Source organism: Streptococcus sp. HMSC070B10, from assembly GCF_001808665.1.
In the GTDB taxonomy this organism is placed as follows: Bacteria; Bacillota; Bacilli; order Lactobacillales; family Streptococcaceae; genus Streptococcus.
In genome coordinates, this window is sequence record NZ_KV794132.1 from 37,821 (window position 1) to 49,775 (window position 11,955).

Sequence of the window (11,955 nt, forward strand, 5' to 3'; positions counted from 1 at the left end):
GGTTTTTGATACCTTAATCACATCGACTTCTAAAAATAAAGACATTCGTCAAATTAGAAAACAGGTTGGCTTGGTATTTCAGTTTGCTGAAAATCAGATCTTTGAAGAAACGGTTTTGAAGGATGTTGCTTTTGGACCGCAAAATTTTGGAGTTTCTGAAGAAGATGCGGAGCAGATTGCGCGTGAGAAACTGGCTTTGGTTGGAATTGATGAATCACTTTTTAATCGTAGTCCGTTTGAGCTATCAGGTGGACAAATGAGACGTGTGGCCATTGCAGGCATACTTGCCATGGAACCAGCCATATTAGTCTTAGATGAGCCCACAGCAGGCCTAGATCCCCTGGGAAGAAAAGAGCTGATGAATTTGTTCAAAAAACTCCATCAGTCAGGGATGACAATTGTCTTAGTAACACATTTGATGGATGATGTTGCTGAATATGCGAACCAGGTATATGTGATGGAAAAGGGACGTTTAGTTAAGTTTGGTAAACCTAGTGATGTCTTTCAAGATGTTATTTTTATGGAAGAAGTTCAGTTGGGAGTACCTAAAATTACAGCTTTTTGTAAACGATTGGCTGATAGAGGCGTGTCATTTAAACGATTACCGATTAAGATAGAGGAGTTCAAGGAGTCGCTAAATGGATAGTATGATTTTGGGGCGTTATATCCCAGGGGATTCGATTGTTCACCGATTGGATCCACGTAGCAAATTGCTTGCTATGATGCTACTGATTTTAATCGTTTTTTGGGCTAATAATCCCTTGACGAATCTAATTCTTTTTATAGCGACAGGGATATTTATTGCCTTGTCAGGAGTATCTCTTTCATTTTTTATTCAGGGCTTGAAGTCTATGTTTTTCTTGATTGCCTTCACAACTATTTTTCAACTGTTTTTCATTTCTAATGGGAATGTTTTATTTGAGTTTTCATTTGTGAGAATCACAGATTATGCTTTGCAACAAGCTGGAATTATTTTTTGTCGCTTTGTATTGATTATTTTCTTTTCAACTTTGTTAACTTTAACGACCATGCCTTTAAGTTTGGCATCAGCTGTTGAAGCTTTATTAGCACCTTTAAAGCGTGTGAAAGTTCCAGTTCATGAAATTGGCTTAATGCTATCTATGAGTTTGCGTTTTGTTCCGACCTTAATGGATGATACGACGCGGATTATGAATGCACAGAAAGCGCGTGGAGTGGATTTTGGTGAAGGAAGCATTGTTCAAAAGGTGAAGGCTATGATTCCCATTTTGATTCCTCTTTTTGCGACAAGTTTAAAACGTGCAGATTCCTTGGCTATTGCTATGGAAGCGCGTGGTTATCAGGGGGGGAAAGGCAGAAGTCAATATCGACAACTGAAATGGACACGAAAGGATACGCTGACCATTCTTGTTATTATCGTACTTGGTTGTTGCTTATTTTTCTTAAAATCTTAGTAGCTTTCAGGAATTCATAAAAAATTACTGTAACAGTTTTTGATATAAAGGTAGGGATATGAACCGTTTTAAAAAATCAAAATATGTCATTATTGTTTTTGTCATTGTTCTGCTTGTGTCAGCTCTCTTAGCGACGACTTATTCAAGTACAATTGTGACAAAATTAGGAGATGGAATCTCATTGGTTGATAGAGTTGTACAAAAACCTTTTCAGTGGTTTGATTCTGTCAAATCAGATTTGGCTCATTTGACACGAACATATAATGAAAATGAAAGTTTGAAGAAACAAATTTACCAATTAGAAGTTAAATCAAATGAGGCGGAAAGTTTAAAGACAGAAAATGAGCGACTGCGCCAATTGCTTGATATGAAGTCCAAATTGCAAGCTACAAAGACTTTAGCAGCAGATGTTATTATGCGTTCTCCAGTATCTTGGAAGCAGGAATTGACCCTGGATGCAGGCAAATCAAAAGGGGTTTCTGAGAATATGTTAGCCATTGCAAATGGTGGTTTGATTGGGAGTGTTTCAAAAGTGGAGGACAACTCTACTATGGTCAACCTTCTGACAAATACGGAAAATGCTGATAAGATTTCTGTTAAAATTCAACATGGTTCTACTACAATTTATGGGATTATTGTTGGCTATGACAAGGAAAATGAAGTTCTCAAAATTAGTCAATTAAATAGTAGTGGCGATATTAGTGCAGGAGATAAGGTGACCACTGGTGGATTAGGAAACTTTAATGTTGCTGATATTCCTGTTGGTGAAGTGGTTGCTACAACGCATAGCACGGACTATTTGACACGAGAAGTAACTGTTAAATTGAGTGCAGATACTCATAATGTGAGTGTGATAGAATTAGTGGGGAATTCATAATGAGACAGCTGAAGCGGGTTGGAGTGTTTTTATTGCTTCCTTTCTTTGTTCTAATTGATGCCCATATTAGCCAGCTTTTGGGCTCATTATTTCCCCACGTGCTGTTAGCTAGTCATTTTCTATTTTTGTTTCTCTTATTTGAGACGATTGAAGTATCAGAGTATCTCTATTTAGCCTATTGTTTTGTAGTGGGTTTGGTTTATGACATTTACTTTTTCCACTTGATAGGGATTGCGACTCTGTTATTTGTCTTGTTGGGGGCATTTCTCCATAAATTTAATAGTGTTATTTTATTGAATCGTTGGACGAGAATGCTGGCAATTATTGTCATGACTTTTCTATTTGAGATGGGAGCTTATATACTTGCAATAGTGGTAGGTTTAACTGTGGATAGTATGTCTTTGTTCATAGTCTATAGTTTAGTACCATCAATGATTTTGAACCTTATATGGATGATTACTTTTCAGTTTATTTTTGAAAAATTTTACCTATAAAGAAAGAAATAAAAATGTAACAAAGGCGTAATATTCATTAGGCCTTTTTTTGGTATACTAGTAATGTCTTTAAAAGAAGGAGTATCTACGAAATATGAAGAAAAAAATCTTAGCGTCGCTTTTACTAAGTACAGTAATGGTTTCTCAAGCAGCTGTTTTAACAACTGCGCATGCAGAAACTACTGATGACAAAATTGCTGCTCAAGATAATAAAATTAGCAACTTAACAGCACAACAACAAGAAGCTCAAAAACAAGTTGATCAAGTTCAGGAGCAAGTATCTGCTATTCAAACAGAGCAATCAAACTTGCAATCTGAAAATGATAGACTACAAGAAGAATCTAAAAAGCTTGAGGGTGAAATTACAGAACTTTCTAAGAATATTGTATCTCGCAATGATTCATTACAAAAACAAGCTCGTAGTGCTCAAACAAATGGAGCTGCAACAAATTACATTAATACAATTGTAAACTCAAAATCAATTACAGAAGCTATTTCACGTGTTGCTGCAATGAGTGAAATCGTATCTGCAAACAACAAAATGTTGGAACAACAAAAAGCAGATAAAAAAGCTATTTCTGAAAAACAAGTAGCAAATAATGATGCAATTAATACAGTTATTGCAAATCAGCAAAAACTAGCTGATGATGCTCAATCATTAACTACAAAACAAGCTGAGTTGAAAGCTGCAGAATTGAATCTTGCTGCTGAAAAGGCTACTGCAGAGGATGAAAAAGCAAGTTTACTTGAGAAAAAAGCTGCAGCAGAAGCAGAAGCTAAAGCAGCTGCAGAAGCAGAAGCAGCTTATAAAGCTAAACAAGCAAGTCAACAACAAAAAGTCGTTGCTTCTGGGAATACAACTTTTACAGCAGAAGTTCAAGCAGTATCAACTACTTCTTCGTCATCTAGTTCGTCTGAATCATCTTCAAGTAGTGCTTCAGCGGAATCAACAAGCTATACTCCTGCACCAGTGAAACAACATCCGACATACAGTACAAATGCATCAAGCTATCCTGTAGGTCAATGTACATGGGGAGTAAAAACTTTAGCACCATGGGCTGGTGATTACTGGGGTAATGGCGGTCAATGGGCTGCAAGTGCAGCAGCTGCAGGTTTCCGTACAGGTTCTACACCACAAGTTGGCGCGATTGCATGTTGGGATGATGGAGGATACGGTCACGTAGCAGTTGTTACAGCAGTTGAATCATCAACTCGTATTCAAGTTTCTGAGTGTAACTATGATGGAAGTGGAACTCAACCAATCGGAAATTATCGTGGATGGTTTAATCCGACAGCATCAAGAGGTACTGTAAGATACATTTATCCAAACTAATATACTGATTATTACTATACAAAGGGTGAGATCTTATTAATCTCACCCTTTGTATAGTGCTGGAAAAATTAATTTCATTATATAATTACTTGAACTTATTTTCTATTTTTATAATTATTTAATTAAAGTAAAATGAAATGTAGAGATTTAGTACGAGTGTAGCATGTTAATAAAAAATGGTTTCTAAGGGAGTCGGTGTTGAAGTTATGTTTAGGTATAAAATAAATGTTGATGCTAAAGAGTGGGATTTATTTTTAGAAAATCATCCTCAAGGAAATTTATTGCAGAGTAGTGATTGGTCCAAGATAAAGGATACTTGGGGGAACGAGAGAGTTGGCTTTTATAAAGATAATCAATTAGTTGGAGTAGCAAATATCTTAATTCAGCCGCTACCATTAGGACTTTCTATGTTTTATATTCCACGAGGTCCAGTAATTGACTATGAAGATAAAGAACTTCTGAAATTTGTTCTTTTAACGTTGAAAAAACTTGCTAAAAAAAGCCATGCAATAATGGTTAAATTTGACCCAAGTTTATTTATCAGTAGAGGTCTTATTGACCAAGAAACTGTCCAAAATTCTATGGCTTTAGCAATTGTCGAAGAACTGAAAAAAAATAAAGTTTATTGGACAGGCTTAACAAAGGATATGGCAGAAAATATACAACCACGTTTTCAAGCTAATATTCATAAAGAAAATTTCTCACTGGATCAACTTTCTAAGTCTACTAGACAGGCCATCCGAACTGCAAGAAATAAAGGATTAGAAGTAAAATTTGGTGGACTTGATTTATTAGATGAATTTTCATTTTTAATGAAGAAAACAGAGTCTCGCAAGAATATCAGTTTACGAGGCAAAGATTATTATCAGAAGTTACTGGATACTTATCCTGATCACTCCTTTATCACACTGAGCTATTTAGATCTACCTAATAGACTGAAAGAAGTTGAGCAACAATTCGAAAAGAATCTAAAAACAGCGCAGAAGTTTACAGATAAAACGAAAGAAGGTAAAATAAAAGAGAATCAGCAAGAGAGAAAACGATTAAAGGAAGAAATTTCTTTTCTTAAGAACCATATTGACAGAGGGGATAGTATTGTCCCATTGTCTGGTACTTTAACTATCGAATTTGGGAAAACTTCTGAGAACTTATATGCTGGAATGAATGAAGAATTTAAACACTATCAACCTGCTATTCCTACATGGTTTGAGACAGCTCAACATTCTTTTGAACGAGGGGCTGAGACTCATAATATGGGTGGAATTGAAAACAATTTAGAGGGTGGGTTAATTAACTTTAAATCCAAGTTTAATCCTACTATCGAGGAATTTGCTGGTGAGTTTAATTATCCAACTAGTTCATTATATTTTTTGTTTAATCTAGCTTATAAAATTCGTAAGAAACTTCGAAGTAGATAAAATAAACTAATGATTTTGCCACTATATTAAATTTTAAAAAATTTAGCTATTAGAGCATCCCAGCAGTATATGTTGGGATGCTTTAAATTTAGAGTTTTTATTAGTAATTTAATGCTAAATTCCCAAACTAATTTCCACTTTGGCCATCCAAGTGGAAGTTACTTTGAGAAGTTAGCAGAAACTATCTACTTTAAAAATCTACTAAAATCACTTGAAAATATTGGAAAAGTATGGTAAAATGAAACTTGTCGTGTGAACGATAATACTCATTCTTGATGAATTGTGAAACAGTTGCCCTTGGGTCGTTTTGCGAGTTGAAGTTAAGAAGAGGAAAAAAACAAAAAGGAGAAATACTCATGGCAGTAATTTCAATGAAACAACTTCTTGAGGCTGGTGTACACTTTGGTCACCAAACTCGTCGCTGGAACCCTAAGATGGCTAAGTACATCTTCACTGAGCGTAACGGAATCCACGTTATCGACTTGCAACAAACTGTAAAATACGCAGACCAAGCATACGATTTCATGCGTGATGCAGCAGCTAACGATGCAGTTGTATTGTTTGTTGGTACTAAGAAACAAGCGGCTGATGCAGTTGCTGAAGAAGCAGTACGTTCAGGTCAATACTTCATCAACCACCGTTGGTTGGGTGGAACTCTTACAAACTGGGGAACAATCCAAAAACGTATCGCTCGTTTGAAAGAAATCAAACGTATGGAAGAAGATGGAACTTTCGAAGTTCTTCCTAAGAAAGAAGTTGCACTTCTTAACAAACAACGTGCACGTCTTGAAAAATTCTTGGGTGGTATCGAAGATATGCCTCGTATCCCAGATGTGATGTACGTAGTTGACCCACATAAAGAGCAAATCGCTGTTAAAGAAGCTAAAAAATTGGGAATTCCAGTTGTAGCGATGGTTGACACAAATACTGATCCAGATGATATCGATGTAATCATCCCAGCTAACGATGATGCTATCCGCGCTGTTAAATTGATTACAGCTAAATTGGCTGACGCTATCATCGAAGGACGTCAAGGTGAAGATGCAGTAGCAGTTGAAGCAGAGTTTGTAGCTTCAGAAGCTCAAGCAGATTCAATCGAAGAAATCGTTGAAGTTGTAGAAGGCGACAACGCTTAATTTATATAAATAGTATTACCTAGGAGGGCGGGGCTTAGCCCGGCTCTCCTATTTTTAAAAAATATAGGAGAATCAAAATGGCAGAAATTACAGCTAAACTTGTAAAAGAGTTGCGTGAAAAATCTGGTGCCGGTGTTATGGACGCTAAAAAAGCGCTTGTAGAAACAGACGGTGACATCGAAAAAGCGATTGAATTGCTTCGTGAAAAAGGTATGGCTAAGGCAGCTAAGAAAGCTGACCGTGTTGCTGCAGAAGGTTTGACTGGTGTTTATGTTAACGGTAATGTTGCAGCAGTTATTGAAGTAAACGCTGAAACTGATTTCGTTGCGAAAAACGCTCAATTCGTTGAATTGGTAAATACTACAGCTAAAGTTATTGCTGAAGGAAAGCCTGCTAATAATGAAGAAGCACTTGCTTTGACAATGCCTTCAGGTGAAACTCTTGAAGCTGCATACGTATCTGCAACAGCAACTATCGGAGAAAAAATCTCATTCCGTCGCTTTGCATTGATTGAAAAAACAGATGCACAACACTTTGGTGCTTACCAACATAATGGTGGACGTATCGGTGTTATTTCAGTTGTTGAAGGTGGAGACGAAGCACTTGCTAAACAATTGTCAATGCACATCGCAGCGATGAAACCAACAGTTCTTTCTTATAAAGAATTGGATGAGCAATTCGTTAAAGATGAGTTGGCACAATTGAACCACGTTATCGACCAAGACAACGAAAGTCGTGCAATGGTTAACAAACCAGCTCTTCCACACTTGAAGTATGGATCAAAAGCTCAATTGACTGATGAAGTGATTGCTCAAGCTGAAGCTGATATCAAAGCTGAGTTGGCTGAAGAAGGCAAACCAGAAAAAATCTGGGACAAAATCATCCCAGGTAAGATGGACCGCTTCATGCTTGACAACACTAAAGTTGACCAAGCTTACACACTTCTTGCACAAGTATACATCATGGATGACAGCAAGACAGTTGAAGCATATCTTGAATCAGTTAACGCTTCAGTAGTTGAGTTCGCTCGCTTTGAAGTTGGTGAAGGTATCGAAAAAGCTGCAAACGACTTCGAAGCTGAAGTTGCAGCTACAATGGCAGCAGCCTTGAATAACTAATAATAAAAAGGAAGGAAGCTAAATTGCTTCCTTTTTTCTATGCAGTCAATCTTTATAGGGAGATGTTCCTACTTTTAAGGTATAAATAAAAAGCCCTATAATAAGGGCCAAGTGTATTTAGGAGACTACACTTCAAATTCATAGAGTGCTGTAGAGAGATAACGTTCACCGTTATCTGGTGCTAGAGCAAGGACTTTCTTACCTGTACCTAATTTCTTGGCAACTTCAATTGCTCCGTAGATAGCTGCAGCTGAAGAAATCCCTACAAGGAAACCTTCTTTTCCACCAATTTCACGGCCGAGTGCTAGAGCATCGTCTGACGTTACACGAACGATACCATCATAAGCCTTTGTATCCAGTGTATCAGGAATAAATCCAGCTGATATACCTTGAATTTTGTGATGACCAGGTTTTTCACCAGATAGAATAGCAGATTCATCAGCTTCCACTGCATAAACTTGAATGTTTGAATTTGCTGACTTGAGTGCATGAGAAACACCAGAAATCGTTCCACCAGTACCTACTCCAGCAACAAAGGCATCTAGTCCATCTTTACCGAAAGTAGCTAGTATTTCAGCTCCTGTTGTTCTTTCGTGTACTTCTGGATTAGCTGGATTGTCAAATTGAAGAGGAAGGAAACCATCACGTTCAGCAGCGATTTCTTGAGCTTTAGCAATAGCGCCTTTCATTCCCTCACTACCAGGAGTTAGGACGAGTTCAGCACCATAAGCTTGGATAATCTTACGTCGTTCTACACTCATAGTTTCAGGCATAACGATGACGACTTTATACCCTTTAGCAGCACCTACCCATGAAAGTCCAATACCAGTGTTTCCACTTGTTGCTTCAACAATTGTAGAACCTGGTTTCAGAATACCGTCTTGTTCAGCTTTTTCAATCATGCTAAGAGCAATACGATCTTTTACAGAAGAACCAGGGTTGAATGCTTCAAGCTTTACATAGACGTCAGCAGCCCCTTCTGGCACGATGTTGTTGAGTTTAACAATCGGAGTTTGACCGATTAATTCAGTAATGTTGTTATAAATAGACATATGAATACCTCTTTGTATAAGATATTTCTAGTATAACGCTATCTATACCATTTGTAAAATATAGAAATCCTATCGAAGTGATAGGATTTTTTTATATCAAAGGTCTAAGCCGTTAATTTTCAAGCGATTGTGATAAGCTAATTCTAATAAATAGGTGTAAAGTGGAATGATATCCGTTTTCTTAGGGAATTCAAATTTATGAGCATTAAAATGCTCATTATGTGCTTTTAGAAAGACATTTTCTAAATAAGTAATAGTAATTTCACTATCATCTATACCTGCTCCAGCAGTTTCCATTTCAACGTTAACAATGTTCATCAAAAAGATTGATTTAATAGACATCTTACGACCGGTAGCACCTTGTTTATCTGTAAAGATAATACGTATATTTGTAAATATAATTGAGTCACGAATCAGTTTATATCCACTTTGAATTTCTTCATTTTCTAGTAGATATTGTCCATATTCTTTGATAAGAGTTTCTTTGTTTTGCTCGCTAAAGTTACCAGCGAGTCCTTGAATGAATTTACCAAATGCCATATTTTTCTCCTTTGTTTACACTAAGTTTACAGGAACTTCAACTTCTCGTAAACCTTGATCAGTTAAAGTTACTTTTCCATTAAAAAACTCTACAAGTGCAGCTTTAATATTTTCTTTTTCTTCTTTATCAACATAAATCATTGTATCGACTTGATCTGTAAAGTTTGTCTCAAGTTCCATGAGATCATGTTCCTTAAGGAAGTTACTGTACTCTTGGTACTGAGCGTAAGACATTTGAATAGCAATGCCAGCTTGTTCCTTTATTTCAATGATGCCAATTTCTTTGACAGCTAAGGCAACACTGCCGGCGTAAGCACGAATCAATCCTCCAGCGCCTAGCTTAATGCCTCCAAAGTAGCGTGTCACTACTACACAGACATTAGTAAGATTGTGATTTTCTAGTACCCCAAGCATGGGAACGCCAGCAGTCCCACTGGGCTCACCATCATCACTTGTACGTTTGATTTCACTACGTTCCCCAATAATGAAGGCAGAGCAGTTATGAGTAGCTTTGTAGTGCTCTTTCTTGATGGCAGTAATGAAGTCACGAGCCTCTTCTTCGCTATAAACACGCTTGGCATGACAGATAAAGCGGGATTTTTTGATTTCTTCTTGGACTTGTCCGTCCTCTTTAATTGTTCTAAATTCCATGATTTAATTGTACTAAAAAATCATCTAAAGCGCTAGGTTTTTACGAATAAAGAAGTATGAAAGTAAATCCAAATTATCTCGGTCGGTTGTTTACGGAGAATGAATTAACAGAAGAGGAACGTCAGTTGGCGGAGAAACTTCCAGCAATGAGAAAGGAGAAAGGGAAACTTTTCTGTCAACGTTGTGATAGTGCTATTTTATATGAATGGTATTTGCCAATCGGTGCTTACTATTGTCGGGAGTGCTTAATTATGAAGAGAGTTAGGAGTGATCAAACTTTATACTATTTCCCACAGGAGGATTTTCCGAAGCAAGATGTTCTTAAATGGCGTGGTCAATTAACTCCTTTTCAAGAGAAGGTGTCAAAGGGATTGATTCAAGCGGTAGATAAGCAGGAACCAACCTTGGTTCACGCTGTAACAGGAGCTGGAAAGACAGAGATGATTTACCAAGTTGTGGCCAAAGTGATTGATGAAGGTGGTGCAGTTTGTTTGGCCAGCCCTAGAATCGATGTGTGTTTGGAGCTGTATAAGCGACTGCAAGATGATTTTGCCTGCGAGATAGCTTTACTACACGGAGAATCAGAACCATATTTTCGAACACCACTAGTTGTTGCAACGACTCATCAGCTGTTAAAATTTTATCATGCTTTTGATTTGCTAATAGTGGATGAAGTAGATGCCTTTCCTTATGTTGACAACCCTACGCTTTACCATGCTGTCAAGAATAGTGTAAAGAAGAATGGCTTGAGAATCTTTTTAACAGCAACTTCTACCGATGAGTTAGATAGGAAGGTTCGCATAGGAGAACTAAAACGATTGAGCTTGCCAAGACGATTTCATGGAAATCCGTTGATTATTCCTAAACCCGTCTGGTTATCCGATTTTAATCGCTATTTAGAGAAGAAGTGTTTGTCACCAAAGTTAAAGTCTTATATTGAGAAGCAGAGAAAGACAGGTTATCCGTTACTCATTTTTGCCTCAGAAATTAAGAAAGGGGAACAGTTAAAAGAAATTATACAGGAGCAATTTCCCAATGAGAAAATTGGCTTTGTATCTTCTATCACAGAAAATCGATTAGAGCAAGTACAAGCTTTTCGAGATGGAGAGCTGACAATACTTATCAGTACTACAATTTTGGAGCGTGGAGTTACCTTCCCTTGTGTGGATGTTTTTGTAGTAGAGGCCAACCATCATCTGTTTACCAAATCTAGTTTGATTCAGATTGGTGGACGAGTTGGACGAAGCATGGATAGACCGACAGGAGATTTGCTTTTCTTCCATGACGGGTTAAATACTTCAATCAAAAAGGCAATTAGGGAAATTCAACAGATGAATAAGGAGGCGGGTCTATGAAGTGTTTATTATGTGGGCAGACTATGAAGGCTGTTTTAACTTTCAGTAGTCTTTTACTTCTGAAGAATGATGCCTCCTGTCTTTGTTTAGATTGTGATTCTACTTTTGATAGGATTGGAGAAGAGAACTGTCCAAACTGTATGAAAACAGGATTGTCAACAAAGTGTCAAGATTGTCAATTTTGGTGTAAAGAAGGAGTTGAAGTCAGTCATAGAGCGATTTTTATTTACAATCAAGCTATGAAGGTTTTTTTCAGTCGGTATAAGTTTGATGGAGACTTCATTTTAAGAAAAGTCTTTGCTTCAGTTTTAAGTGAGGAGTTAAAAAAGTACAAAGAGTATCAATTTGTTGTAATTCCCCTAAGTCCTGAAAGATTGCTCGAGAGGGGATTTAACCAGGTTGAAGGTTTAGTTGAAGCAGCAGGGTTCTCTTTTCAAGACTTACTAGAGAAGAGAGAAGAGCGGGCCAGTTCTTCCAAAAATCGTTCAGAACGCTTGGCAACAGAACTTCCTTTCTTTGTCAAAAGTGGAGTCACTATTCCTAAAAAA

13 protein-coding genes are annotated in these 11,955 nt (G+C 37.2%); 10 read left to right on the plus strand and 3 right to left on the minus strand.

What is annotated here, in order from left to right:
* The 8 genes from HMPREF2613_RS00345 to tsf form a co-directional block, all read left to right on the plus strand.
* A partial coding sequence (locus HMPREF2613_RS00345) for an ATP-binding cassette domain-containing protein (RefSeq protein ID WP_070478142.1) occupies window positions 1-646 on the plus strand: 646 nt, incomplete at its 5' end.
* The gene (locus tag HMPREF2613_RS00350; protein ID WP_020902295.1) at window positions 639-1,433 is read left to right on the plus strand and encodes an energy-coupling factor transporter transmembrane component T family protein; all 795 of its coding nucleotides are present in this window, start codon (window positions 639-641) and stop codon (window positions 1,431-1,433) included. The genes HMPREF2613_RS00345 and HMPREF2613_RS00350, both read left to right, overlap by 8 nt.
* A gap of 58 nt (window positions 1,434-1,491) precedes the next feature.
* Window positions 1,492-2,310 carry a rod shape-determining protein MreC gene (gene mreC / locus HMPREF2613_RS00355; RefSeq protein ID WP_070478146.1) on the plus strand — a complete coding sequence of 273 codons (819 nt, stop codon included), beginning with the start codon at window positions 1,492-1,494 and terminating at the stop codon, window positions 2,308-2,310.
* Window positions 2,310-2,804: a rod shape-determining protein MreD gene (gene mreD, locus HMPREF2613_RS00360; protein WP_070478147.1), complete on the plus strand. Its 495-nt coding sequence runs from the start codon at window positions 2,310-2,312 to the stop codon at window positions 2,802-2,804. The genes mreC and mreD overlap by 1 nt, the downstream gene beginning before the upstream one ends.
* Before the next feature lie 94 nt (window positions 2,805-2,898).
* Entirely contained in the window at window positions 2,899-4,137 is a 1,239-nt protein-coding gene (gene pcsB, locus HMPREF2613_RS00365) for a peptidoglycan hydrolase PcsB (protein WP_004269801.1), read from the plus strand.
* A gap of 206 nt (window positions 4,138-4,343) precedes the next feature.
* Window positions 4,344-5,555, plus strand: coding sequence for an aminoacyltransferase (locus tag HMPREF2613_RS00370; protein WP_049491227.1), 1,212 nt, complete (start codon window positions 4,344-4,346; stop codon window positions 5,553-5,555).
* Window positions 5,556-5,911: 356 nt separating this feature from the next.
* Window positions 5,912-6,691, plus strand: coding sequence for a 30S ribosomal protein S2 (gene rpsB / locus HMPREF2613_RS00375; protein WP_000268469.1), 780 nt, complete (start codon window positions 5,912-5,914; stop codon window positions 6,689-6,691).
* Between the two features lie 77 nt (window positions 6,692-6,768).
* The gene (gene tsf / locus HMPREF2613_RS00380) at window positions 6,769-7,809 is read left to right on the plus strand and encodes a translation elongation factor Ts (RefSeq protein WP_049491122.1); all 1,041 of its coding nucleotides are present in this window, start codon (window positions 6,769-6,771) and stop codon (window positions 7,807-7,809) included.
* Between the two features lie 125 nt (window positions 7,810-7,934).
* Here tsf and cysK read toward each other — a convergent pair whose 3' ends face one another.
* The 3 genes from cysK to HMPREF2613_RS00395 form a co-directional block, all read right to left on the minus strand.
* A complete protein-coding gene (gene cysK / locus HMPREF2613_RS00385; RefSeq protein WP_070478149.1) occupies window positions 7,935-8,861 on the minus strand; it encodes a cysteine synthase A in 927 nt (308 codons plus the stop codon).
* 96 nt (window positions 8,862-8,957) lie between these two features.
* A complete protein-coding gene (locus tag HMPREF2613_RS00390) occupies window positions 8,958-9,401 on the minus strand; it encodes a PH domain-containing protein (protein ID WP_000863906.1) in 444 nt (147 codons plus the stop codon).
* Between the two features lie 15 nt (window positions 9,402-9,416).
* Window positions 9,417-10,052: a YigZ family protein gene (locus tag HMPREF2613_RS00395; protein WP_033682509.1), complete on the minus strand. Its 636-nt coding sequence runs from the start codon at window positions 10,050-10,052 to the stop codon at window positions 9,417-9,419.
* Window positions 10,053-10,108: 56 nt separating this feature from the next.
* On the opposite strand from HMPREF2613_RS00395, the gene HMPREF2613_RS00400 reads away from it, so the two are divergent.
* Both HMPREF2613_RS00400 and HMPREF2613_RS00405 read left to right on the plus strand, forming a co-directional pair.
* Window positions 10,109-11,407: an ATP-dependent helicase ComFA gene (locus HMPREF2613_RS00400; protein ID WP_070478151.1), complete on the plus strand. Its 1,299-nt coding sequence runs from the start codon at window positions 10,109-10,111 to the stop codon at window positions 11,405-11,407.
* Window positions 11,404-11,955 (plus strand): ComF family protein (locus tag HMPREF2613_RS00405; RefSeq protein WP_070478153.1); only part of this gene is annotated, 552 nt, incomplete at its 3' end. The genes HMPREF2613_RS00400 and HMPREF2613_RS00405, both read left to right, overlap by 4 nt.

Excerpts from the sequence above, each read along its gene's own strand:
- HMPREF2613_RS00350 (WP_020902295.1), top strand. The coding sequence starts at position 639 with ATGGATAGTATGATTTTGGGGCGTTATATCCCAGGGGATTCGATTGTT.
- mreC (WP_070478146.1), top strand. The coding sequence starts at position 1,492 with ATGAACCGTTTTAAAAAATCAAAATATGTCATTATTGTTTTTGTCATT.
- mreD (WP_070478147.1), top strand. The coding sequence starts at position 2,310 with ATGAGACAGCTGAAGCGGGTTGGAGTGTTTTTATTGCTTCCTTTCTTT.
- pcsB (WP_004269801.1), top strand. The coding sequence starts at position 2,899 with ATGAAGAAAAAAATCTTAGCGTCGCTTTTACTAAGTACAGTAATGGTT.
- HMPREF2613_RS00370 (WP_049491227.1), top strand. The coding sequence starts at position 4,344 with ATGTTTAGGTATAAAATAAATGTTGATGCTAAAGAGTGGGATTTATTT.
- rpsB (WP_000268469.1), top strand. The coding sequence starts at position 5,912 with ATGGCAGTAATTTCAATGAAACAACTTCTTGAGGCTGGTGTACACTTT.
- tsf (WP_049491122.1), top strand. The coding sequence starts at position 6,769 with ATGGCAGAAATTACAGCTAAACTTGTAAAAGAGTTGCGTGAAAAATCT.
- cysK (WP_070478149.1), bottom strand. The coding sequence starts at position 8,861 with ATGTCTATTTATAACAACATTACTGAATTAATCGGTCAAACTCCGATT.
- HMPREF2613_RS00390 (WP_000863906.1), bottom strand. The coding sequence starts at position 9,401 with ATGGCATTTGGTAAATTCATTCAAGGACTCGCTGGTAACTTTAGCGAG.
- HMPREF2613_RS00395 (WP_033682509.1), bottom strand. The coding sequence starts at position 10,052 with ATGGAATTTAGAACAATTAAAGAGGACGGACAAGTCCAAGAAGAAATC.
- HMPREF2613_RS00400 (WP_070478151.1), top strand. The coding sequence starts at position 10,109 with ATGAAAGTAAATCCAAATTATCTCGGTCGGTTGTTTACGGAGAATGAA.